General features: G+C 61.6%; 20 protein-coding genes, 1 tRNA gene, 3 pseudogenes and 1 riboswitch. Of the genes and pseudogenes, 14 read left to right on the plus strand and 10 right to left on the minus strand.

Features of this window, described 5'->3' with window-relative positions; all coding sequences use genetic code 11:
* Positions 1 to 5 precede the first annotated feature (5 nt).
* The 10 genes from PJE01S_RS13490 to PJE01S_RS13535 all read left to right on the plus strand — a co-directional run bounded on the left by PJE01S_RS13490 (position 6) and on the right by PJE01S_RS13535 (position 7,344).
* Entirely contained in the window at positions 6 to 431 is a 426-nt protein-coding gene (locus PJE01S_RS13490) for a 5-carboxymethyl-2-hydroxymuconate Delta-isomerase (protein ID WP_068834146.1), read from the plus strand.
* Positions 428 to 1,339 (plus strand): NAD-dependent epimerase/dehydratase family protein, encoded by a 912-nt coding sequence (locus tag PJE01S_RS13495; protein WP_068834147.1) that lies wholly within the window; start codon positions 428 to 430, stop codon positions 1,337 to 1,339. Before PJE01S_RS13490 ends, PJE01S_RS13495 begins: the two co-directional genes overlap by 4 nt.
* Positions 1,340 to 1,357: 18 nt before the next feature.
* Positions 1,358 to 2,422 (plus strand): Gfo/Idh/MocA family protein, encoded by a 1,065-nt coding sequence (locus tag PJE01S_RS13500; protein ID WP_068834148.1) that lies wholly within the window; start codon positions 1,358 to 1,360, stop codon positions 2,420 to 2,422.
* Between the two features lie 31 nt (positions 2,423 to 2,453).
* Positions 2,454 to 3,284, plus strand: a complete 831-nt coding sequence (locus tag PJE01S_RS13505) for an SDR family NAD(P)-dependent oxidoreductase (RefSeq protein WP_068834149.1) — start codon at positions 2,454 to 2,456, stop codon at positions 3,282 to 3,284.
* Positions 3,285 to 3,651: 367 nt separating this feature from the next.
* Positions 3,652 to 4,158: a glycine zipper 2TM domain-containing protein gene (locus tag PJE01S_RS13510; RefSeq protein WP_068834150.1), complete on the plus strand. Its 507-nt coding sequence runs from the start codon at positions 3,652 to 3,654 to the stop codon at positions 4,156 to 4,158.
* 40 nt (positions 4,159 to 4,198) lie between these two features.
* The gene (locus PJE01S_RS13515; RefSeq protein WP_068834151.1) at positions 4,199 to 4,435 is read left to right on the plus strand and encodes a PepSY domain-containing protein; all 237 of its coding nucleotides are present in this window, start codon (positions 4,199 to 4,201) and stop codon (positions 4,433 to 4,435) included.
* Positions 4,436 to 4,458: 23 nt separating this feature from the next.
* A complete protein-coding gene (locus tag PJE01S_RS13520) occupies positions 4,459 to 5,130 on the plus strand; it encodes a response regulator transcription factor (RefSeq protein ID WP_068834152.1) in 672 nt (223 codons plus the stop codon).
* On the plus strand, positions 5,127 to 6,458 hold the full coding sequence (locus PJE01S_RS13525) for an ATP-binding protein (protein ID WP_068834153.1): 1,332 nt from the start codon (positions 5,127 to 5,129) through the stop codon (positions 6,456 to 6,458). The genes PJE01S_RS13520 and PJE01S_RS13525 overlap by 4 nt, the downstream gene beginning before the upstream one ends.
* 76 nt (positions 6,459 to 6,534) lie before the next feature.
* Complete coding sequence (locus PJE01S_RS13530; protein WP_068834154.1) at positions 6,535 to 6,906, plus strand: hypothetical protein; 372 nt, start codon at positions 6,535 to 6,537, stop codon at positions 6,904 to 6,906.
* Positions 6,907 to 6,972: 66 nt separating this feature from the next.
* A riboswitch (yybP-ykoY riboswitch) is annotated at positions 6,973 to 7,143 on the plus strand.
* 125 nt (positions 7,144 to 7,268) lie between these two features.
* A tRNA-Arg gene (locus PJE01S_RS13535) sits at positions 7,269 to 7,344 on the plus strand.
* A 282-nt stretch (positions 7,345 to 7,626) separates the two neighbouring features.
* On the opposite strand, the gene PJE01S_RS13540 is transcribed toward PJE01S_RS13535, so the two are convergent.
* Complete coding sequence (locus PJE01S_RS13540) at positions 7,627 to 8,343, minus strand: DUF2726 domain-containing protein (protein ID WP_068834155.1); 717 nt, start codon at positions 8,341 to 8,343, stop codon at positions 7,627 to 7,629.
* A gap of 633 nt (positions 8,344 to 8,976) precedes the next feature.
* Here PJE01S_RS13540 and PJE01S_RS25955 point away from each other — a divergent pair.
* Positions 8,977 to 9,154 (plus strand): annotated as a pseudogene (locus tag PJE01S_RS25955) (cupin domain-containing protein); the annotation flags it as partial.
* Positions 9,155 to 9,188: 34 nt separating this feature from the next.
* Here PJE01S_RS25955 and PJE01S_RS13545 read toward each other — a convergent pair.
* Positions 9,189 to 9,845, minus strand: coding sequence for a glutathione S-transferase family protein (locus PJE01S_RS13545; RefSeq protein WP_068834156.1), 657 nt, complete (start codon positions 9,843 to 9,845; stop codon positions 9,189 to 9,191).
* Positions 9,846 to 9,967: 122 nt separating this feature from the next.
* On the opposite strand from PJE01S_RS13545, the gene PJE01S_RS13550 reads away from it, so the two are divergent.
* The gene (locus tag PJE01S_RS13550) at positions 9,968 to 11,179 is read left to right on the plus strand and encodes a polyhydroxyalkanoate depolymerase (protein WP_068834196.1); all 1,212 of its coding nucleotides are present in this window, start codon (positions 9,968 to 9,970) and stop codon (positions 11,177 to 11,179) included.
* 233 nt (positions 11,180 to 11,412) lie between these two features.
* Here the strand turns inward: PJE01S_RS13550 and PJE01S_RS24520 are convergent.
* Both PJE01S_RS24520 and PJE01S_RS13555 read right to left on the minus strand, forming a co-directional pair.
* Positions 11,413 to 11,559, minus strand: a pseudogene (locus PJE01S_RS24520) (helix-turn-helix domain-containing protein); the annotation flags it as partial.
* Between the two features lie 264 nt (positions 11,560 to 11,823).
* A complete protein-coding gene (locus PJE01S_RS13555) occupies positions 11,824 to 12,615 on the minus strand; it encodes an alpha/beta fold hydrolase (RefSeq protein WP_084389538.1) in 792 nt (263 codons plus the stop codon).
* 135 nt (positions 12,616 to 12,750) lie between these two features.
* Between PJE01S_RS13555 and tnpC the strand changes: the two are divergent.
* Positions 12,751 to 13,310 (plus strand): annotated as a pseudogene (gene tnpC, locus PJE01S_RS13560) (IS66 family transposase); the annotation flags it as partial.
* A gap of 700 nt (positions 13,311 to 14,010) precedes the next feature.
* On the opposite strand, the gene PJE01S_RS13565 reads toward tnpC, so the two are convergent.
* The 6 genes from PJE01S_RS13565 to PJE01S_RS13590 all read right to left on the minus strand — a co-directional run bounded on the left by PJE01S_RS13565 (position 14,011) and on the right by PJE01S_RS13590 (position 22,090).
* Positions 14,011 to 14,361: a copper-binding protein gene (locus PJE01S_RS13565; protein WP_068834157.1), complete on the minus strand. Its 351-nt coding sequence runs from the start codon at positions 14,359 to 14,361 to the stop codon at positions 14,011 to 14,013.
* 48 nt (positions 14,362 to 14,409) lie between these two features.
* Positions 14,410 to 17,580: an efflux RND transporter permease subunit gene (locus tag PJE01S_RS13570; RefSeq protein WP_068834158.1), complete on the minus strand. Its 3,171-nt coding sequence runs from the start codon at positions 17,578 to 17,580 to the stop codon at positions 14,410 to 14,412.
* A complete protein-coding gene (locus PJE01S_RS13575) occupies positions 17,577 to 19,073 on the minus strand; it encodes an efflux RND transporter periplasmic adaptor subunit (RefSeq protein WP_068834159.1) in 1,497 nt (498 codons plus the stop codon). The genes PJE01S_RS13570 and PJE01S_RS13575 overlap by 4 nt, the downstream gene beginning before the upstream one ends.
* Complete coding sequence (locus tag PJE01S_RS13580) at positions 19,070 to 20,374, minus strand: TolC family protein (RefSeq protein WP_157090325.1); 1,305 nt, start codon at positions 20,372 to 20,374, stop codon at positions 19,070 to 19,072. The genes PJE01S_RS13575 and PJE01S_RS13580 overlap by 4 nt, the downstream gene beginning before the upstream one ends.
* 77 nt (positions 20,375 to 20,451) lie before the next feature.
* Complete coding sequence (locus tag PJE01S_RS13585) at positions 20,452 to 20,850, minus strand: hypothetical protein (protein WP_068834161.1); 399 nt, start codon at positions 20,848 to 20,850, stop codon at positions 20,452 to 20,454.
* A 169-nt stretch (positions 20,851 to 21,019) separates the two neighbouring features.
* Positions 21,020 to 22,090, minus strand: coding sequence for a DMT family transporter (locus tag PJE01S_RS13590; RefSeq protein WP_068834162.1), 1,071 nt, complete (start codon positions 22,088 to 22,090; stop codon positions 21,020 to 21,022).
* A gap of 1,049 nt (positions 22,091 to 23,139) precedes the next feature.
* Here PJE01S_RS13590 and PJE01S_RS13600 point away from each other — a divergent pair.
* The gene (locus tag PJE01S_RS13600) at positions 23,140 to 23,790 is read left to right on the plus strand and encodes a nucleoside/nucleotide kinase family protein (RefSeq protein WP_068834198.1); all 651 of its coding nucleotides are present in this window, start codon (positions 23,140 to 23,142) and stop codon (positions 23,788 to 23,790) included.
* The last annotated feature ends 14 nt before the right edge of the window (positions 23,791 to 23,804 follow it).

The following is a 23,804-nucleotide window of genomic DNA, read 5'->3' on the forward strand; positions in this document are numbered from 1 at the left end:
CGGGCATGCCGCACATCCAGATTGAATACACCGCCAACCTGGAGGGGGCGGTCGTCGGGGGCGGGCTGGTGGAGGCAATCCATCAGGCTGCCGTGGACTCGGGCATTTTTCCGGTCTGGGGCATTCGCACGGTGGCGCGGGCCGTGTCGCACTACCGGGTCGGCAACGGCGATACCGGCAACGGTTTTGTCCAGGTCGGCGTGCGGATCGCCCCGGGCCGCAACCTGGCGCTGCGCCAGCGCATTGCGCAGGAACTGTTCAGCGCATTTCGGCAGGTCATGGCGGGACTGTTCAAGACGCACCGACTGGGTTGTCAGCTGGAGGTCACCGAGTTTGACGCCGATGTGTGCCTCTATCAAAACAACCTGGCCGCTTCCCGTGACGCAGCCGAGCCGCTCGTGTGCCGGCCGGTGCAGGAGGTGGTGGCATGAAACGGGTACTGGTTACCGGAGGCAGTGGCTTTCTGGGCGCGTGGATTGTTCGCCGCTTGAGCGCGCGTGGCATTGAGGTGTGCGTGCTGGATATTCATGCCAACCGGCAAACGGTCGCAGCCATCGCGGGCGATGTGGCGCACGGCCTGGACTGGCATGTGGGCGATATTCGCCGGGCGGACGATGTGCGGCAGGCCCTGCGTGGCTGCGACGGCGTGATCCACCTGGCCGGCGTGCTTACGCCCGATTGCAGCGCGAACCCGCTGCGGGGCGCCGAGATCAACCTCATGGGCGCACTGAATGTGTTCGATGCGGCGCAGGCGCAAGGCATTGGCCAGGTGGTGTATGCCAGCTCGGCCGGCGTCTACGGTCCGCATGATGCGCAGCACCCGCAACCGGCCACCCACTATGGCGCGTTCAAGCTGGCGGTGGAGGGTTCGGCACGTGCCTACTGGCATGACCGGGGTCTCGCCAGCATCGGGTTTCGTCCCTTCGTGGTCTATGGTCCCGGCCGTGAAACAGGCGTCAGTGCCGGGCCCAGCCTGGCGTGTCGCGCGGCCGCTCGTGGCGAGTCCTACACCCTGGGCTATACCGGCGCATCGGGCCTGATTTATGTGGACGATGTCGCTCAGGCCTTTGAGCAGGCCTTGTTGACGCCGGCACGGGGCGCTTCGGTTTACAACCTGGTCGGGCAGCTGGCCACGGTGGAGGAGGTCATGGCCGAGATACGCCGGCAGGTGCCCGGCGCCAGGCTGCGGGCCGAAGGTCCTCCCTTGACCATTGCGCCCGGTATTCGCGAAGAGGGGCTGGAGGCGCTGCTGCCCCAGCGCCAGTTCACGAGTCTGGCGCAAGGCATTGCGGCCACGCTGCAGCATTACCAGCGACCACATCCATTGGCGCATGCCTAACATTCAGGAGACCTTGACATGAGCAAACTACGTCTGGCCGTCATTGGTGCGGGCGCGATAGGGCGCACGCACATTGCGCTGGCCCAGGATCACGAACTCTTCGAGCTGGCGGCCATTGTGGATGGCTCCGAGCCCGCGCAGGCCCTGGCTGCGCAGCTGGGCGTTGCGGCCTACACCGACGCACAGGCCATGCTCACCGCGGTCCGGCCCGATGCCGTCATCGTCGCCACGCCAAATGCCACCCATGCCGACATCGGCATACAGTGCCTGCAAAATGGGGCGGCCGTGCTGGTGGAAAAGCCGATTACCGACACGCTCGAAGACGCACGCAGGCTGTGCGAGGCCGCCGAACAGGCGGGTCGTCCCCTGCTGGTGGGCCACCAGCGCCGCTACAACGCCATCCTGCGTGCAGCGCGCAGCATCGTGCAATCGGGGCGCCTGGGCAAACTCGTCTCGGCCACCGGCATGGCCACCTGGCTCAAGCCCGATCCCTACTTTGACATGACCTGGCGCAGGCATCAGGGCGGCGGCCCCATCCTCATCAACCTGATCCACGACATTGATTTGCTGCGCTTTCTGATGGGGGACATTGAAAGCGTGCAGGCCAGCAGCGCCAACGCGGTGCGCGGCTTCGAGGTGGAAGACACCGCCGCCGTCATCCTGCGCTTCAAAAACGGTGCACTGGCCACCATGACAGTGTCAGACTGCAGCACCACCCCCTGGAACTGGGACCTGGCGGCCGGCGAGTCCGCGCATTACCCGCGCCAGGACGTCAACTCGCACTTCATTTCCGGCACGCACGGCTCGCTCACGCTGCCGCGGCTTGAGGTGTGGGAGTACCGCAATGAAAGGGGCTGGCATGAGCCCCTGGCGCAGGAGCGCATCGCCCTGCATGCGTCCAATCCGTATGCGGAGCAGCTGCGGCATTTTCATGCGGTCATCCAGGGCCTTGAAGAGCCGGTGTGCAGCGGCCGCGATGCGTTGCGCAGCCTCCAGGCCATTCTCGCCATACGCCGGGCCGCGGCAACCGGTGACATGGTTCGTCTGGATGACGAAACACGGTCGTACGCAACACCGGCGTGACCCGCATGGATATTTTTCTGAAGGATTTCTGATGACTTCGCTCTCTCCCATGGGCGTGCCCGTCCACGCCCTCGTCACCGGTGCCACTGGCGGCATTGGCCGGGGCATTTGTTTTGCGCTGATAGCGCAGGCGCGTAAAGAGGGCGCCCGCATACACATCAGCGCCGCCGCTTCACAGCCTGGCGAACGGCTGGACCAGCTGCTGGAAGCGTTGCGCGCCGCCGGTGCACAGGCCAGCGGCGTGGCGGGGGACATCACCGATCCCGCTCAATGCACGGCCATGGTGGCGCAGGCCCAGCGCCATGGGGGCGACCTGACGGCCCTGATCTGCAACGCCGGCGCGTCCGGCCCCGGCCAATTGGCGAATCTGCCGGTGGCGCAATGGGACCAGACCTTCAACCTCAACACCCGCTCGGCCTGGTTGCTGGCCCAGGCGGCGCGTGAGCAACTGGCGCGCACAGGTGGCAGCATCACCGCCGTGGCCTCCATGTCGGGTTTGACGCCTCACCCGGGCTATGGTGCCTATTCGGCGGCCAAGGCCGCGCTCATCATGCTGTGCCGCCAATTGGCCCAGGAGTGGGCGGGCGACGGGATTCGGGTCAACACGGTTTGTCCCGGCATGACCCGCACGCCGCTGACCGAGCCGGTCTACCAGGATGCCGCCACATTGGCCAGGCGCGAAGCGCTGGTGCCCTTGGGGCGTATCGGGCGGGCAGAAGACGTTGGCGCGGCGGTGGCCTATTTGAGCAGTGCCGCGGCGTCGTATGTGACGGGTCAGAACCTGGTGGTGGATGGTGGTATTTCAGACCACATGCTCACCTTGATCCCAGGCCGGCCGGGCAAGGCGCCTATCGACCAATGAGGGTGAACAGGCCCTAGTTAGTCGTTCAAAAAACTCGATAGACCCAGATTCCACGCGGGTTGGCAGGCGTTTCAGGATGTGGATATTGCATGGTTTGAGGTCATCAAAGCCTCAAACCATGCAAACTCATTGCAGATATCAAATCCCGCGTTTGCATAGACTGCACCTCTCAGGTGTTGCCGGGCGCCCGCTTTCGCGTTGGGCCGAAGCGATTCATCAGGTACTGCGTATGCCGCTGTTTGGATCGACCAACGGTGCGCCTCGCAACACCCTCGGACTCCAGGCCGAGTACGAGTTCTGATTCCGTTCAGCTAGCGTTCACCTAGGCGCGGGCAAGATGTGCTCCATACCAACCGAAGGAGCCTCCATGAAACGCCTTGCACTTGTCTGCATGCTTGCATCCGCAGTCGTCGGGCTTCACGCCGAAACCTATGTCGACAATGCCCGCGTTCGCAGCGTCGATCCGCAGTATGAAAGCGTGAGTGTTCCCCGTGAGGAGTGCAGCAGCCACTGGGTCAACGAGACCCGCCGTACCGGCGAACGCGAGTATGGCGGCGCCGTGGTCGGCGGCCTGGCGGGTGCCCTGCTGGGCAACCAGGTCGGCAGAGGTCATGGCCGGGAAGCCGCCACGGCCCTGGGCGCGGTGGTGGGCGCCTTTGCCGGGGACCGCGTCGCGAACGGTGACCGATGGGGACAGTACGAAGAGGTTCCACGAGAGGTGACCAGCTGCCGCACGGTGAGCGACGTGCAGACTCGCGTGGCCGGCTACCGGGTCAACTACGAGTACCGGGGCCAACAGTTCACCACGCTGATGCGCGAGAATCCTGGGCCGAACCTGCAAGTGCGGGTGTCGGTGGACCCTGTAGAACGGTAGTACGATGCCCGGATGGATTTTGACTCCTGCCCGTCGCACCATGAACGCTCTTGTTAAGCCGGTCTGTGCCCTCCTGATCGTGTTGGCCACCCCCGCTTGGGCCGACCTCAGCCGGGACGATGCCGCCGCCGCTGCACAACGCCTGAGCAGCGGCCGGGTGTTGTCGGTGGAGAAATCCGAGTCCGCACGCCGTCCGGTGTGGCGAGTGAAAGTCGTCACCGCGCAAGGTGAGGTCAGGGTGATCCTGATCGACGCCGCCAGCGGGCAAGCACTTTAGGCTGACTGGCAGGGTCGGTCAGCATGCGCTTGTTGTTAATCGAAGATGATGCGGCCCTGCGGCTCGGGTTGGCGCGCCAACTCGAGGCTGACGGGTACCGGGTCGACCAGGCCGCGGACGGCGAAGACGGCCTGTTCCAGGCGCGCGAGTACCCGGTGGATCTTGCCATCGTCGACTTGGGACTGCCCAAGTTGAGTGGCCTGACGGTCGTACAGCGTTTGCGCGCCGATGGCCGGGCGATACCGATCCTGATCCTCACGGCGCGCGGCAGCTGGCAGGACAAGGTGGTGGGCCTGGAGTCTGGCGCGGACGACTATCTGGTCAAGCCATTTGAATACCCGGAGCTCGCCGCCCGCGTCAAGGCGTTGTTGCGGCGCTCGCTCAAAGCCACGTCGGATGTGCTGACGCTGGGGCCGATCGCCATCGATTTCTCTGCGCAGGTCGCCCGGCTCAATGGCGAGGTGATGGACTTGACCGCTTTTGAGTACCGCGTTCTCGAATATCTGGTGCGCGAACGGGCGCGGGTCGTGAGCAAGCAAGAGCTCTCCGATTACCTGTACCCGCACGATGAAGACCGGGACAGCAATGTGCTGGAGGTGCTGATAGGGCGGCTGCGCCGCAAGCTCGACCCGGACGGTACCTTGGCTCCGATTGAAACGCTGCGCGGGCGTGGGTACCGCTTCACGCTCGGATGAGGTTCCACGACTCCATTCGTGCCCGCTTGGTCATTGGCGCCGCGCTGGTGCTGGTGGCATTCGTGGCTGGGGCTGGCCTGGCTGTGCAACGCGCCCATGCGGACAGCGTGCGTACGGCCCGCTTTGCCCAACTGCAGAGCACGGTCTATCTGCTGTTGGCAGGGGCCGAACTCGACGCAGGTGGGGTGCTGGTCATGCCCGCGGCTTTCCCGGAGCCGCGTCTGTCGCTGCCGGGGTCCGGCCTGTACGCGAACATCGTCAATGTTGCCCGGCGTGAAGAATGGCAATCAGCGTCCACCCTGGGCCTCAGCCCGCCATTTCAGCGCAGCGTGGCCGTCGGCCAGTGGCGCTACGACACGGTCAGTGGGGCAGGTCGCGCTTACCTGGCCGTAAGCTATGGCGTGAATTGGGCGGGTCGCACACAGGCCGCACCGCTGGTTCTTTCCGTCCTGGAGGACAAGGCGGAGTTCGATCGCGAGATCAGCGTCTTCGCGCGCACCTTGTGGACTTGGCTCGGCGGAGCCGCGCTGTTGCTGCTGCTGTCTCAAACCGTTCTGCTGGGGTGGGGGCTGGCGCCGTTGAGGCGGGTGGCACATGAGATCCAGCGCATCGAGAGCGGAGAGCAAGCCGAAGTCGAGGGACGCTACCCCACGGAAATCGCGGCACTGACGGACAACCTCAACACCCTGATCAAGCAGGAGCGCGTGCGGCAAACGCGGTACAAGGAAGCATTGAGTTTCCTCGCCCACAGCCTCAAGACGCCGCTGGCCGTGCTGCGCACCGCGCTCAATGTGCCAGCCCAGCTGCCCGCCACGGTGACCCAGCAGGTGGCGCGCATGGATGCCATCGTTCAGCACCAACTTGGCCGGGCGGCTGCCAGCGGCGCTGCTCGCTTTGCACCTTATCTGCCCCTGGCGCCGATACTGAATCGGATTCGCGAATCGCTGGGCAAGGTCTATGCCGACAAGGGCTTGGCCTTCACCGTCGAGTGCCCGCCTGAGCTGAATTGGCGGATCGACGAAGGCGACGCTTTTGAAATGCTGGGCAACGTCATGGATAACGCGGCCAAGTGGGCAAGACACCGAATTGCCGTCAGCGTATGGCATGAAGCGGATCGATTGAACATCCGGGTGGAGGACGACGGCCCGGGATTCAGCGATATGCAATCGATATTGCAGCTTCATGTGCGCGCGGACGAACAAGTGCCCGGCCATGGCGTCGGCTTGGCGGTCGTCAATGATCTGGTGGCCAGCCACGAAGGGGAGTTGAACCTGTCCCGCTCGGACTTGGGCGGCGCACGACTTGACATTGTTTTGCCGGCGGCTTGAGCGACTTCGATTCTGTTCAGCTGGCGTTCATCCATGGGGGCGCAAGATGCGATTCATGCCAACCCAAGGAGCCATCATGAAACCTTCCATCTCTACCAAATTCGTCGCGGCAGCGGCACTGGCAGCTGCGGCTTTCGGCGCAACCTCGGCTGCGTACGCGCGAAGCGATGTGTATTTTTCTATCGGCGTGCAGGGTGCGCCCGTCTACGTGGAGCCGGCGCCCGTCTATGTGCAGCCGGCACCCGTCTATGTCCAGCCCCAGCCTGTGTATGTCCAGCCGCGTCCGGTGTACGTGCAGCCGCCGGTGTACGCCGCCCCCGCCGAGGTGTATGTGCGCCGTGGCCCGCCCGCATATGACGGCGCCTACGAAGATGAGCGGGCCTGGCGGCGTGCCGAATGGCGTCGTCGGTTCTGGAGGCACCATCACCATGATTGGGACCGGGACTAATCTCGCGGCCGCAATGGGGATTGACCAGGCAGCGCGCGCCGCGTCGGCTCGCCTGATCCGCTAAATAGCGAGGTCACTGGGGAGTAGGTGTCCTTCGATCCGGAGGAGGAGCATCAACATACTTGGCTTCACAGCCATGGTGCAAGCGGTTCCAAGCTTGGCAAGACCGCTGACTACGCCGCCAGCTACCGTTCAGTTTGTTCTGCCATGAATGTTTATGGCGACAAAGGAGTAACTGCTAACTAGGTTGGGATCCCGCGTTTTGCGGGGTTGTTGGTGATCAAACCTTCGACTATCCACCTGAAGAACCGGCAGGAGGTTTGGTGTGTGCGAAAATACCAATTGTTGGGAAATTCAGCGTTGCGGCTGTAGCTCAGTGGATAGAGTATTGGCCTCCGAAGCCAAGGGTCGTGGGTTCGATCCCCGCCAGCCGCACCAGATAACGATTTCGTCCTAAAAGAGACGCTTGTGGAGTCCGGCAATTAGTGAGCGTTTGCGCAAGAAGTGCCGGAAATCTTAGTTGCGCACTAACTGCCGGAAGCGCTGATTTCTACTTCATTTGCTAACAGGCGAGCCGTATCTTTCGCCAGTTTGCTGACCAAACGCGCTTCGTTCCTACGGACAGATAAGCCGGATAGTCTTAACGCCTTGTGGACTGCCCTGCGAGTTAGCTTTTTAGCCCGACGTGTCATCTCTGCAACAAGTAAACCGATTTCTCTTCTAAGCGCTTCTTTCCGAAAGGCATCGCAACTCAGCCGGTCGGCTGTTGGACTGTATGAAGAATGAGTCGTGCCAGTGACTGGGCATGCTGCTGGTGGCGCTCTCCCCGTATTCGGGGAAGTCGCTGGGTTTACGCATGCGGCGTTGCTGGACCAGCGTTTGTTTCAGGCTGACGCGGGCGGCTGCCACGGCAGCGGCTTCCTCGCGCTTTGAATGCCGGCTTCTTTCAGCCACTTCGCCCAAGAATTCATTCCGAATTTCTACCGGGTTTGGCAGCCTGGACGGGTTGAGCACGATGTAGGCAATGCCGCATTCCGCCAGCAAATCTTCTTTCAGGGTTCTGGCCTTTTGGGAGAGTCCAAAAGACTTGGGCACATCGACACAGCCGACAACATGGCCATCCTCGTCACACACTGAAAATGTACAGGTGACGTTCTTGAGCAAGCCATACCAGTACAGGCCGGTTTCGCTGGCGTGGGGTCTGATGAAGCGGGTCACCGATATCTTGATCATCACATGGTGGTCGTCAAAAGTTTCCGACAGCCAGCGCCAAACCCGCAATTCTTCGCTGTTCACCAGTTCCCTCGCATGCAAGGGCCAGCGCCTTGGGATGCGTCGTTTTTGCCGGGCTACCCACCGCTGCCGCAACCAGTACAACACGCAGAACATCGCCATCAGAGGCAGTGCTGCCAGCAACCATCCCAAGTCTGTGTTCATGTTGCAACCCTGATTTGTTACCAACAATTACCAGATACGCCGAATCTAGTTACTCTGGAATGGAAATAAGTACACTTTTTTAAAAAGTGTTAACAAATTGTTCTGTTTTGAAGATTGCGTGATTTAGCTCACAAAAAGATCATTGCTGTGATTGCGACGACGGCGGTGTCGATTTACCAGATTTTTATACAGGTATAAAAATTCCGTGAAACCCGGCAGCCTTGATCGATCGATTCTAGGTGCCACTTGCCAGCAAGCCCATCCCCCAAATGGGGGATACGTTGTATGACAGCTCCCGAGTTCCAAGCATTGGCCGCGATTGTCAGCTTCTTGCCCAAGCGAAGGGCTGCTTTGGGTCTTGCCTTGGGTGCCTGCCAATTTTGGCGAAAGGCCGGTCTCAGTGGAGTTGAAAAACTCGGCCAGCAAGCCTGTTGCTAAATTTTGAGGGGCGCTCGACCCCTTGGCCGCGTCGCGATCGTCGATTCTGAGCGGGTTTGAGAGGTCGGCTTTTCGCCTCGCTCGACTTGCCGCAAGCATGTTGAGCTTTTCAACAGAATAGGCCAACATCGGACATTCGCTGGAGACCATCCTCGTCTTCGCAAAAAACGTGCACGTGCAGAGGGGTGTGATCGAGACCAGGAAACGCTGGTGGAGGCTGGCGCCTGCATGCACCAGCGTCCCGGCACACGCCACGTCCTGTTCGACTATTCGCCCGACATGGAATACCCGGAAATCGTTTCGCCCGGGGGATTTCAAGATGGTCGATGTGGCGCCGGTGTGCGAGGTCCCCGACCCGACGTCCTGGAGGTGACCGCCGTAGGATGGGCAGCAAGCTGCCCACGCGCTCAGAACTCGGCATCCAGCTCATCAATCTCGTCCGGCTCCTGCTGGGCTTGGGCCACCCATTCCTGCATGGCGGGCAGGGCCATGATGCACTGGCAATAGGCGGCACACACCGGGTCCAGCGCCACGTCATAGGTCAGGAAACGTGTCACCACCGGTGCGTACATCGCGTCGGCCATGCACGGCTGCTTGCCAAACAGGTAGGGACCGCCATAGGTCGCCAGGCACTCGCTCCAGATGGCCACAATGCGGTCGATGTCGCCTTGCGCCCGCGACCAGACTTTGAAGCCGGGAAAATGCGCCTTGATGTTCATCGGCAGGGCCGAACGCAGGGACGCAAAACCCGAGTGCATCTCGCCGCAAATCGCGCGGCAATGGGCGCGCGCCTTGGGATCAGCCGGCAACAGGCCGGCTTTGGGTTTGATCTCGTTCAGATACTCGCCGATGGCCAGCGTGTCCCAGACCTTGATGTCGTTGTGCCTCAGCGCGGGCACCAGAATCGATGGCGACAGCAGCAGGATCTCGGCCCGCATGGCGGGGTCGTCGGGCGACACGAATTCCTCGGTGAATTCAAGTCGGGCCAGCTTGGCCAGCAGCCAACCGCGCAGTGACCAGGAACCGTAGTTTTTGCTGCTGATGGTGAGAACGGCATTTGCCACGATGCTGACCTCCTGAAACCTTGGCAAGGGCTGCAACGGGCATCCACGGTCCCATTGAACCAACGCCGCAAGAAATGTATCAACGCGTATATATAGTGGCCTGTAACTTGCTTGTCAATGTCATGCTTTACCAAGCATACCAACTGCAATCCGACATACTGTTTCCGCTGCGCCTGCTGGCCCAGCGCACCAGCGCGGCGCTGGGGTTGGGGCGGACAGAAGGGACGATGGTCCGCAAGCTGGCCGCCGCCAACGAAGTATTCTCGCGCCTGCGGCTGACGCACACCCGACCGGACTATGGCATCAAGAGGGTCATGGTGGCCGGCCAAGACTTGGCGGTCACAGAAGAAGTTGCGCTCGCGACGCCGTTTGGCACGCTGCTGCACTTTCGCAAGGACGGCAGCGCCGGGCAGCCCAAAGTGTTGCTGGTCGCCCCCCTGTCCGGGCACTTTGCCACCCTGCTGCGCGAAACCGTGCGCACCCTGCTGGCCGACCATGAGGTGTATATCACCGACTGGCACAACGCCCGCGACGTGCCCTTGAAGCACGGCGCTTTCGGCCTGGACGATTACATCGATTACATGATCCGCTTCGTGGAAACCATCGGACCCCACACCCATGTGATCGCCGTCTGCCAGCCCTGCGTGCCCGCGCTGGCCGCCGCCGCCCTGATGGCCGAAGACGACCACCCGGCCCAGCCCGCGAGTCTCACGCTGATGGCCGGACCGGTGGACTGCCGCGTCAACCCGACTGAGGTCAACCGGCTGGCCACCAGCCACCCGATCGACTGGTTCGAGAAAAACCTCATCTACCCTGTGCCGCCGCCGCATGCCGGCGTCATGCGCCGCGTCTATCCCGGATTTTTGCAGCTCGCCGCCTTCATGAGCATGAACCTGGAGCGGCACCAGAAGGCGTTTGACGACCTGTACGAGTACCTGGTGGCAGGCGAGCTGGACAAGGCCGATACCATCCGCCGCTTTTACGACGAGTACCTGGCCGTGAACGACCTACCCGCCGAGTTCTACCTGGAAACGGTGGAAAAAGTGTTCCAGACCTACGACCTGGCGCGCGGCCAACTCACCTGGCGCGGCCGGCGGGTGAACCCGGCGGCCATCCGCCGCACGGCGCTGATGACCGTGGAAGGCGAGCGCGACGACATCTGCTCCGTCGGCCAGACCGAGGCCGCGCAGGATTTGTGCAGCAGCATCCGCCCCTACCTGAAAACCCACCATGTGCAAACCGGCGTGGGCCACTACGGCGTGTTCAGTGGCCGCAAGTGGACCCAGCAAATTTACCCGCGGGTGCGGGAGGTGATTCACGCCAGCATGGGGTGAATCTCAAGCCGGCTCAAGAACCGCTAATCGCACTTTTCTTGAAGGTTCACAGCTTTTCCCATTTGACGCGCCGCCGCCAAGTGGCTGCCACACCGTGAGCTGGTCTGAGTTTTGGTAACGAAAGGCGAACTGGGTAAAGGGCCACCCGGATAGGGGCAACAAAGCTGTACGGCAGCAGTTCAGGCGTACGAACGGCACTGTGCCTGACGTATGCAGCGTCGCGGGCCAGGTGCATTGCGTGCGATCTCCCGGCTTACCGTGGAGGGTGAGCGCTTGAGTATTCGGGCAATGGCTCGAAGACTCAGTCCCTGCTCACGTCCGATGGCTATAGTTCTACGATCTTCGTATCCCAGCTGCTGGTACTTTGGCTCTGATTTCATGCTCACACCTTACTTGCTTTGTCGTCGGGTGTTGCACTTCAGTTTTGAGCCCGCCCTTCCAAAATATAGGAATCAATCCCGACATCTCCGTTGGCATGGGCAAAGGGCCCCCTGCGCTACGAAAGTGCTTTCAAGCGCTGTAGGCAGTCTTAACTCCCAGATTCTTTTTCCTCCAACGGCACCCCTGAGGGGTTTATCTGCATTGGTGATCCACTCCCGCAAGCGCGACTCAGGACGCGGGTGCGGGAGTGTTTGTCAGCCGGTTTACTGCTTCTTGGCTGCGATGGCGTCGACCGCTTTTTCGATCAGCGCGGCCACTGCCTTGGGCTGGGACACGTAGACGGCGTGGCTCCCCGGAACCTCGACCACAGTGGCGCCGGCACGTTTCGACATGGCGCGTTGTGCGGGCGGCGGAATCATTTTGTCGTCCTTGGCAACCAGGTACCAGCTGGGCTTGCCCTTCCAGGCAGGCTCGGTCACTGCGCCGGTCAAGGCAGCAACACCCCACGGCACTTGCGACGCGCCCATGAAATTGGCCTTTTGCGGGTTCACGTCTGCAGCGAAAGCGGCGGCGAACTTGGCTTGGTCCAGGAACAGGAAGCCGTCTTGTGGCGGCAGGATCGGCGGCACGGGAGCGCCGGGAACCGGATCCTTGATCAGCGAGTCCACTGATTCGCCCTTGTCGGGTGCAAAGGCGGCAATGTAGACCAGACCTTCGACCTTGGGGTCCGTGCCGGCTTCGGTGATCACGACACCGCCGTAGGAGTGGCCGACCAGGACCACGCCGCCCTTTTGTGCGGCAACGGTGCGCCTGGTCACGGCGACATCGTCAGCCAGAGAAGTGGTCGGATTCTGAACGATGCTGGCGGAATAGCCGTCCTTCTTCAGAATCTTGTAGACATCTTCCCAGCCGGAACCATCTACAAAGCCGCCGTGCACGAGCACAACGCTGGGAGCGTTCGGGTTGGCAGCAAAGGCGCTGGACAGCGCGCTCACGGCCAGCACGGAACCGGTCAGGCTGGTGGCCAGGACTTTAGAAAACTTGGATACATGCATTTTGAAATCTCCAGTTAGCGCACGTGGCGCGATGTAAAGAGGTGCTGTGGTTCAAAAGCATCGAAAGCTGCACCCAAGAAACCTTCGAATGGAAATTAGTTTAGACATAAATAGTTTAGATGTAAAGCTTAATTTCGTGGGAAATGGTTTTGCCCCACCACCGGGCTGCTGGCCCAGGTGCTGGTGGCCAAGTTTGCAGATCATTTACCCCTGTACCGCCAGGAAGCGATCTTCGGGCGAGCCGGGTTCGCCATCCCGCGCTCGACGCTGGCGCAGTGGGTGGGCTCCTGTGGCGTGCAATTACAGCCGTTGGTCGATGCGCTCAAGAATGAAATCCTTAAACACGCTGTACTGCACGCGGATGAAACGCCGGTGCAGATGCTCAAGCCGGGCAACGGCAAGACGCACCGGGCCTACCTCTGGGCCTATGCGCCCGGGGTGTTTGAAGCTACGCGGGCCGTGGTTTATGACTTCTGCGAAACCCGCGCGAGTGAACATGCCCAAGCGTTCTTGGGCGAGTGGAAGGGCAGTTTGATTTGTGACGACTACGCCGGACACAAACAGAGCCTGGCCAACGGCGTGACTGAGGCTGGATGCCTGGCGCATTCGAGGCGTAAGTTCTTCGACCTGCACGCGGCCAACAGAGCCAGGTCGCCGAGAGCGCGCTGCAGCAGATCGCCAGGATCTACGAGATTGCGATCGAATATTTTTGCGTCTCGAACCGATACGCACTAAATCCAAGCTGCCACATATCTGCTCTCTGAATGGCCAGCAAACTTTCTAGCAGTAGCAACCGAAAGCGGCATTTCCCGCTCGCTTTTTTTGCGGGGCAACTCATCTGCACCCTCCGTGGGTAGATGCCGTTATCAACACCTCGCTGGCGAAGCAGAATCGTTGGGTGACGGAAGAGGACGTGCGGCGAGTGGTCTCCAATCTGCGGGAAGAGGGGGCAGCCTAACGAAGGCAGAAATCTGGCGCCGATTGGATTGGTGGGGCTGAATCGATCCGAAATGGCTCACATGAGAGCAGAAACGGTTGCGTTGCGATACGGCTGTGAGGTGCGTGTGCTGGAAAAGACTGACCACTGTCTCGGAATGGGCTGACCATACTGCTGGTGATAACCTCTGAGTCCACCAACAGCCGCTATGCAAGCGTTTGCTGCCGGTCACCAACGACAGCTTTCTGGAGGTTCAATTGCGAAGTTTGGCTTGCCAGCCAGCCGCCATTCGCGGCGGTCAACAGCGTGCCAAAAGCATCGGTTGGCATGGGTTCCCGCATTGCGGACAGGTCGGAATTGATTCGAGAACTGGGGCCTGCTTGAGTGCAAATAATGTCACGTTAGGTCGCAGTGGCCGCATCGTCGACTCGATTGCATTGCTGTCGCCGCGAAGCAACTCATTTCGCCAATTCAATATGCGTGACAACGTACTCGCCTTTGACCTGGTCCGCAGCAAAGCGCACCTTGTCACCCGGCTTGACTGAACTGAGCATCTTGGGGTCCAGGAGAGCGAACTCCATGGTCATGGCGCCCATACCGATATTCGGAATCGGGCCATGCTTCAGCAAAACTCTTTTTTCTTTCGGGTACACCTTCAGGACCTCCGCATTGGTCAGTGATGCTGCCATTGCTGGAGCAGCGGTGACAGGTTTCACCCCAGCCTGACCTGAGGGTTGCGCCTGAGCATAGCCGGTGGCGATTGCAGTGGCAGCCAGCGTGAGGGAGGCAATGATTCGAACGAGTTTCATAGGGGGCCTTTCCGGTTGAGAATTTTGACGTGATGCTGTGGTGAAAGTTCAGCTTGCAGCGGCCGGCTCTTGGAAACCCAGGCTTTCAGAGCGCCTCAGCCGTCTGCGCATCAGGAGCAACCATACCGCTGGAATCACCAGCATCGATAGCAGCGGTGCGGTTACCATGCCGCCAACCATGGGGGCTGCGATGCGCTGCATGACTTCGGAGCCGGTGCCACCATCCCAGAGAATCGGCAGCAGGCCCGCCAGAATAACCGCGACGGTCATGGCTTTCGGGCGCACGCGCAGGACAGCGCCTTCGGTGATGGCCTCCAGGAGCAGCGCTTCCGAGGTTTCGCGTCCAGCTGTCAGGCGGCGCTCCCATGAGCCTTTGAGGTAGACCAGCATCACCACGCCGAACTCGGCCGCCACGCCCGCCAGCGCAATGAAACCCACGGCCGTTGCGACGGAGATGGCATGCCCCAGGACCCAGATAAGCCAAAAACCACCGGTCAGCGCAAACGGAACAGCCAGCAGGATGAGCAGAGCCTCCTCGGCGCGGCGAAACGTCAGGTACAACAGCACAAAGATGATAGCGAGCGTGAAGGGAACCACCACTTTGAGTCGCTCGGATGCACGTTCCAGGTATTCGAACTGTCCCGACCACGAGATAGAGTAGCCCGCCGGGAGTTTGACTTCCTGGATAACGCGCAGCTGCATTTCAGTCACCGCGGAGCGTAGGTCGCGCCCATGCAAGTCCACGTAGACCCAGCCCGAGAGCCGCGCGTTTTCGCTGCGCAGCATAGGCGGACCTTCCTCGATCTTTATCGCTGCCACGTCCGACAGTCGCAGTTGAGCGCCCTTTTCGGTGACGAACGGCAGGTCGCGGAGCTTTTCCAGGGAATCCCGAACCTCCCGGGGGTAACGCACATTGATGGGAAATCTTAGGCGCCCCTCGACCACCTCGCCGACGTTGTCACCGCCGACGGCCGAGGACACCAGCATTTGCACATCGGCGACGTTGAGGCCGTAGCGGGCCGCGGCCACTCGGTCAATCGACACGTCGATGTAGCGGCCGCCGACGAGACGTTCGGCGAGCGCCGAGGTCACTCCCGGGACGTTCTTCACCGCCGCTTCGACTTCGCCAGCCAGTCTGTCAATGACCGCCAAGTCGGGACCGCTCACCTTGATGCCGACCGGACTCTTGATGCCGGTGGCCAGCATGTCGATGCGGTTGCGAATCGGTGGCACCCAGATGTTGGACAGGCCCGGCACCTTCACCGCCTTGTCCAGTTCCTCGACCAGCTTGTCCGGTGTCATGCCGGCGCGCCACTCGGCTCTGGGCTTGAACTGGACGGTGGTTTCGAACATTTCCAGGGGCGCAGGGTCTGTGGCGGTCTCTGCGCGTCCGGCCTTGCCGAATACCCGGGCCACCTCGGGGACCGTCCGAATCATCCGGTCCGTCTGCTGCAGCAGTTCCGAAGCCTTCGCCGCAGACAAGCCTGGCAAGGCCGTCGGCATGTACAGCAGGTCCCCCTCGTCCATAGGTGGCAGGAACTCGCCTCCGAGCTGCGACAAGGGGATGATGGTGCTCGCCAGGGCGACCAGCGAGACGGCAATCGTGGCCTTTGGGAAGCGCAGCACCAGGGCCAGTAAAGGCCGATACAGCGCAATCAGTATCCGATTGATCGGGTTCGACTGTTCACGGGGAATGCGGCCCCGAATGAGATAGCCCATCAGCACCGGCACCAGCGTGACGGCCAGGCCCGCCGAGGCCGCCATCGCATAGGTCTTGGTAAATGCCAGTGGCGCGAACAGCCGCCCCTCCTGGGCTTCCAGCGTGAACACCGGAATGAACGACAGCGTGATGATGAGCAGCGAGAAGAACAGGGCGGGACCGACCTCGACGGCCGCTTCCGTCACCACCGCCCAGCGCTCCTGGGCTCCCAGCCTCTGGTTAGGGTGGGCTTCTTCCCAGGCTTCCAGGTGCTTGTGGGCATTCTCAATCATCACCACGGCGGCATCGACCATGGCCCCAATGGCAATGGCAATGCCGCCCAACGACATGATGTTGGCGTTGACGCCCTGGTAGCGCATGATGATGAATGCGGCCAGGATGCCCACGGGCAAGGACACGACAGCGACCAGCGACGAGCGCAGGTGGAACAGGAACAGCAGGCAGACCACGGCAACCACGATGAATTCCTCAATCAGCTTGTTCTTGAGGTTGCCGACGGCGCGCTGGATAAGCTGAGAGCGGTCGTAGGTCGGCACGATTTCCACCCCAGGCGGCAGACTGCCCTTCAGTTGTTCGAGTTTCGCCTTGACGGCCTGAATGGTTTCCAGGGCGTTCTTGCCCGTGCGCATGACAATCACGCCGCCGGCGACCTCGCCCTGGCCATCGAACTCGGCGATACCGCGGCGCATTTCCGGGCCCACCTGGATTCGGGCGACATCGCCCAGCCGCACGACCACACCCGCGCCAGACGCACTCAGCGGAATGTTGCGAAAGTCCTCCAGGCTTGCCAGGTAGCCTTTGGCCCTGACCATGTACTCGGTCTCTGCCAGTTCGAGCACGGCCCCGCCCGCTTCCTGGTTCGAGCGACGTATCGCATCCAGCACCTTGGCATGCGGAATGCCGTAGGCGCGCAGCCGGTCCGGGTCAAGAACGACCTGGTATTGGCGCACCATGCCGCCCAGGCTGGCCACCTCGGCCACATTGGGCACTGACTTCAGCTCGAACTTCAGAAACCAGTCCTGCAGGGCCCTAAGCTGCCCGATATCATGCTGGCCAGTGCGGTCCACCAGAGCATATTCATATATCCAGCCAACGCCGGTGGCGTCCGGGCCGAGGGCAGCGCTTGCGCCAGCAGGCAGTTTGGACTGCACCTGATTGAGGTACTCCAGCACCCGCGACCGCGCCCAATACAGGTCGGTTCCGTCCTCGAACAGCACGTAGACGAACGAGTCGCCAAAGAAGGAATAACCCCGCACCGTCCTGGCGCCCGGCACCGACATCATGGTGGTCGTGAGCGGGTAGGTGATCTGGTTTTCGACGAGTTGCGGCGCTTGCCCTGGATAGCTGGTGCGAATGATGACCTGCACGTCCGAGAGGTCCGGCAAGGCGTCCAGCGGCGTCCTGGACAGTGACCACAGGCCCCACGCGACCAGCAGGACCGTGGCCATCAGCACCAGAAAGCGGCTGGCAACCGACCAGCGAATGATGCGCGCAATCATGGCTTGGTTCCGGCGGGCACGGGCGTGACGCTTTGCAGCACATAGTCATCGCCTCGCTGGACGAAGTCGAAACTAACCCGCGCGCCTACTTTCAGGTCCTTGGGCAATCCCTCTTTCGGATTCTTGAAAGGCATAGTCATCGGCCCCCATTTGAGCGACGCGATGGGGCCGTGCGAAATCGTGAGTTCGTCCTTGTCAATCGCCTCAATCTTGCCTTCACCGGAATGATGGGCCGGCGCGGCTGCTGAAGCACTGGCCTCCAGCCGGTTCAGCCCAGACTTCAGGCTGGCCTCCGAATCCAGCAGGAACTGCCCGGACGACACCACCCGTTGCCCCTCTAGCAGGCCAGACTTCACTTCGACGTCACTGCCGCTCTCGCGTCCCAGTTGAACCTCCACCGGTCTGTATTTCCCGCCCTCGTCGGCCGCGATGACGACATTGCGCTTGCCCGTCGCAATCACCGCCTCCTGCGGAATCAGCAGTGCAGGCTGGACGGCCGATGACTTGAATGTGACGCGTGCGAACATGCCTGGTTTGAGTACCAGGCCGGGGTTACGCAGTTCAACCCTGGCCTTGACCGTGCGGGTGGCCGGGTCGACGTCCGGAAGAATGGCCGACACCTTGCCGGCAAACGTGTCGCCAAGACCCACGACGCGCACTTCGACATCACTGCCGACACGGGCTTGCGATGCCAGCGATTCGGGCACATCGGCCATGACCCAGACGGAACTCAGGTCGGAAATGCGAAACAGTGTCGTACCGGGAGACACCATGGCGCCGTCCCGCACGCCGAGTTCGGCCACCACACCCGAGGTGGGAGCGGTCAGGGTAAAGCGGGTCTGCGCCGCTCCTGACTGCTCGGAGCGTGTGACGACATCCTCGGGTATCGAGAGCAGCCGCAGGCGCGCCCTGGCCGCATCCACCAGCGCGGGGCCGGCCTGCGCCCGTCGCACGCCCAGGTATTCCTCGAGCGCAGCCGCCCAGTCGGGCGCATAGAGCGTCGCGAGCGGCTGGCCCTTTCTGACCGGGTCGAGCACGGCTCGCACCTGGAGTTTTTCGATATAGCCCGTGACGCGCGACTGGACGACCTCGGTGGCGCGCTCGTTCTGCGTCACCATGCCCACAGCCTCGAAGTTGGCGGACATGTCCCCCTTGCGCACTACGGCGGTCCGGATGCCAAGGTTCTGCGCCACCCCCGGATTGACCGTGACGCCCGAGCCAGCGGCTTCATCCGCATAGACAGGCACAAGCTGCATGTCCATGAACGGGGACTTGCCCGGTTTGTCGAATTTGGGGCCAGGCACCATGGGGTCATGCCAATACAGCACCCGGCGCCCGGATTTTGGGTCAAGCTTTGCATCCTGTATTGATGCAGAGGCCATGGTGGAACCCTCGGACGCCAGGGCGTTGCGCCGCGCTCCCAGTTGATAGGCACCGACGGCGATAACAGCGCCAGCAAGAACGCAGACCGAAACAAGCGTTGTGGTTTTCATGGATGCACTCCTTCGGCGTGGGTTTTGGCCGATTCGGCGTAAACATATTGCAGCTGTGCCCATAGACGGGCGATCTCACGCTGCAAGTCGAGCAGCTGGAGTTGGGCCTCCACTTCCGCCCGCCTTGCTTCAAGAACGGACGCCAGGGTGCCCTGGCCGCCCCGATAGGCAGCCAGGGACAAGTCAATGCGTTGACGGGCAACCGGCAGCAGCGCGTCGGCGAGCTTCTTGTGCCGTTCAACCAGGCTTTGCCATTCTGCGTAGGCCGACGAGACACCCGCTTGGGTTTCGCGACGCATGTCTTCGTGCAATGCGTTGGCCTGCTGCACCTGTGCCTGTTTGGCCGCAATGTCCCGGTCCTGTTTGTTCGACGCATTGGTGGGTAACGGGATACTCACCCCGAAAGAGACCATATTCGAGTAGGCGCTGCCGCGCTGGCTGTAGGCGAGCTCCCAGCTCCAGTTGGGCCGCTTGTTCAATTCGGCGATGGCGAGGTCCGCCTGGGCGACCTCGCGTTCGCTCGCATGCGCCTGGACCGACGGGACCGACGCCACGACGGCTGGATTTGCCGGGTCCAGCGCCAGCGCCTCGATATTGGGAGCTATCCCAGGTTCCCGGGCAGCCTCTTTGCCAAGCCACCTCGCCAAGGCGATTTGGGCCAAACGCTCCTGCTTGTCGACCACAAGAATTCGGTCATGGGTCTGCAGAAGCACAGCCGTGGCCATCGGCGACTCCGCGACTGAGGCTTTGCCTGCTCGCAGCTGGGCGTCGAGGGTGCGCAATTGGAGCTCAAGCTCGGTTTCTAGGGTCTTGAGTATTTCCCGGGACTTCACCGCGTAGTAACGGTCAAACCAGGCCGTGGCGACGTCACGGCGAAGGTTCGCCGCCAAGCTGTGCCGGGCCGCGTCCTGACGCACGGCATCGAGCTCGCCTCGGCGTCGCTGCAGCGCCCGCTTGTCAGCAGAAACATACTCCTGCATGACGCCAATGCGGCGCATGGTCATGAAGTCACGGCTGAGGCTCAGGCGATCGGCCCCATTGACGGGCAGGTTGTCAACGCCGAGTCGCAGCACCGGGTCCGGTAGCTGTCCCGCCGCGACGGCCATCTCGCGGGCTGCTTGCGCGCCATCGGCGGCGGCACTTAAAGCCGGTGCGTTGCCTTGGGCAATGTCTAGCGCTTCATCCAGCGACAAGCGCCCAGCGGGCTGCGCATGAAGCGGCAGCGCAGCCGCAAGAAAAACCAACGCGGAAGCCGCCGCAGCGACGACACGGTAAGTGGTATTTGATAACTGTGAAAGCATGAGCTTCTCCCAAAACACTAGGCGAAAAAACGCCAGACGACGCGCAGAAACGCGTCACCACGAGGTGTTCGGAAAAGTCAAATGCGCAGCCGAGCGCTGCGCCAAAGAGGAGGTGGGGAAGTAGTGCGCGCGAGCAGTGGCGCTTGCACAAGGGTTTCGCTGGGCGCTTCGGCCAGGCCCAACGGCGGAACGGTGAGAAGGAATACAAGTGCGGGTTGAAAGTCGGGTGCCGGAATGGAGCCCATGGCCTGGTTGCCCTGGTCACAGTGCTGGATGCACAGCGTCGGCTGTTCCACGTTCGCCGTCATGTCCATCTCTGCGCAAGGCATGCCTGCCATGTCGCCCTTCGCCTGCATCTGCTCCGTAGCGTTGGAGGAATTCAGAAGGGGGCACGCATAGGCCGACACCGCCAATTGGGAAAAGACGATTCCCAACAGCGCAATCCAGGCGAACAGTGAGCGGCGGAATAATTTCATCGGGCGAGGCGATTGTAGTACCGGGCAAAGGATTGAGCCTCATTTTCTGCAATGCAGTGCCGCAGCCAGGGGACTACTGAGTGCCTAAGCGAAGTACGACTTTCCCGAAAGCAGACAAAAAGAACTCACACGGTCACGAGTCGATAGCCGAATTGGTGCACATGTCCCCTCAATGCGGATGCGCATGCAAATGCCGGTGATGGATGTCCGGGTAATGCGGATGCTTGTGTGTCAACACCTCATGTCGGTGCGGATGCGTATGTGACTCCGTGGCACTCCAGGCGAAAGCATGCTCGTGCTGGTGATGCGCGTCATGCCGATGCCTATGGCTGTGCTCAAGCGGCTCATGCGTGTGTTCGTGCTCATGTCGCTCGCGAACATGCAACCAGACGCCGACGGCCATCAGCGCCGCAGCCAACCAGAATAATGGGCCGGGCACTTCGGGCCATAGCGCCAATGAGATGAGCACCCCAAACAGCGGGGCCACCGAAAAATAGGCACCGGTCCTCGCCGTGCCCAGCGTCCGCAGGGCCAGCACGAACAGCGTCAGGCTCAGTCCGTAACCGAAAAAGCCAACAACCAGACTGGCGCCCAGAGTCGTCATCGACGGCAACGCAGCGCCACTGGCAAGCGCCATGGCCGTGTTGCTGACCCCGGCCAGCAACCCCTTCAGCCCGGCGACCAGCATGGCATCGTTCGTGGAGACCTTGCGGGTCAGGTTGTTGTCTATCGCCCAGCACAGGCATGCACCAAAGATGAGCAAGGCACCTGGCGAAAAGGTCGCTCCGCCTGGCTCCCAGGACAGCAGGATGCCGCCGAGGACGATGACAACCATGCCCAGCACAATGGAACGGTCCGAGTTTTCTTTGAACACCCACCAGGCGATGACCGCAGTCAGCACGCCCTCGACGTTCAGCAGCAGCGATGCTGACGCACCGCTTGTCTGAGTCAGCCCGAGCATCAGAAGCGCTGGGCCGAGCACGCCTCCGAACAAGATGGCTCCCAAGAGCCAGGGTAGTTCGGCCCTCGGGATTCGCATGGCCTCGCAAGCGTGGTCGCCTTTTTCTCGCCTCAAGCGGCGCAACACCAACAACAGACTCAGGCCGAGTCCGCTGCCCAGATAAAGCAGTCCGGCCAGCAGCAAAGGCGCGACGTCACCGACAAGCAACTTGGCCAGCGGAGTACTGGCGCCAAACAGCAGTGCTGCGACCAGAGCGGGAGTGGCGGAACGAATTGACATGATGAGAGTAAAGCACAGCCGCAAAGGCAATGGCGCACTTTGGGGCATTAGTTGCCGTCCAAGGTGAGCGATTCACTGGCGTCCATATTGGGGTTTGATGAACTTGAAGGGACAACGGGCCGGCGCAAGGAGTGTCTGGTTGTGGTGGAGTACTGAGCCGAAACGTGGGCGACTGACAAACTCAGACTGGCAAGCACAAGAGAGAGGTTCTTCATATGGCGTCATCTGGGCGGAACGACCGCTACAGGGCGAGGCTGTGTGAAAACTCCGCTCGTCAACGTTTTTGATGGTCCTCGACCCCTTGGCAAGTCCGAAAAAATACAAGCTGCGCCATTCTGAGAGGTCGATGTTGCCGCCGATCGCACATTGACCAGTCAAAACATATTCGGCCGATTCAGAACTGACCAGGAGTACCACTCGGAAAACACTGGTCAAACCTGGATCGGCACGGATGGTCAACAGTCGACCGGCGCTAACACTCCAGTGCGATCAACAGAAGAATTGCTCTGGTAATCCGGTGGTCGGCACCGCTGGTCAATTTGAGATCGGCGTCAACAAGCTAGACCGCAGAGCCGCCAGTTCGTGACGGGCGGCGGCGGCGTATAACTCCTGGGCGAAGCACGGGTCACCGCTGAGCACATCGTCAGCCATGGCGCGCACCTGGTCGGCCTCTTCCCGAGGGGTTAAAACTCTAGATGTCGCACCGCGGCTTGGTATGGCGCCAGACCACAGCGTCGCGACCAGTTGGGTCAACGAGGCAACCAATGACTGGAGGGCGTGGCCTGCACGGTGAAATTGGCCGTGAGCGACATGTTCGGGCTGTGCTGTATTGGACATACCGGTTTCTCCTGGCGAGTAAGGCTATGTTGCACTGCAGTATAGGGTAAACCCTAATTCCAGTAAAGCGCCTTTTGTGAGTTTTCAGCATCAAAATTCCACGGCAGTGCAAAGCTGTCCGAAACTTGACGGCCACTTGCAGACTTTCAGCAAGTGACTGACGCAAGACCTTGGAAAGCTCTCATTTCCTGGTCAAATCCGGGTTCTCCACCATGCCCTCTACCCCCATCCCCACACTTCCCACCGTGCCCGAAGCTTTTCGGCAGCGACTCGAGGCTCAGCTGGATGCCGGCGGGCGGCGCTTGCTTGGTCTGGTGGGGCCGCCTGGCGCGGGCAAGTCCACCCTGGCGGCCGCCCTGCTGCAGTCGCTGGGTCCGCGGGCCCAAATAGTCCCGATGGACGGTTTTCACCTCGCCAACGTGGAACTGCAACGCCGCGGCTTGACCCATTGCAAGGGCGCCCCCGAGACCTTTGACAGCGCGGGCTATGTAGCCCTGCTGCGCCGCTTACGTCAGCAAAGGACGGGTGAGGTGGTGTATGCCCCCGAATTCCGGCGTGAACTGGAAGAGCCGGTTGCCGGTGCCATCGGCGTGCAGGCGCAGACGGCCCTGGTCATCACCGAAGGCAACTACCTGCTGCTGGACACCGGCCACTGGGCCAACGTCGCGCCCTTGCTGGACGAAGTCTGGTACGTGCAAACCGATGACCGGGTGCGCCTACAGAGTCTGGTGCAACGACACGAGCAGTTTGGCCGCAGCCCGGATGCCGCGCGCGCCTGGGTGCAGGCCACCGATGAGCCCAATGCCCGGCTCATCGAAGCGACCAAAGCCCGGGCCCACGCCATCTTCCGGTGGGATGCCTGAGAAAAACCAACGCT

The organism is Polaromonas jejuensis NBRC 106434 (assembly GCF_001598235.1).
Lineage (GTDB): Bacteria > Pseudomonadota > Gammaproteobacteria > Burkholderiales > Burkholderiaceae_C > Polaromonas > Polaromonas jejuensis.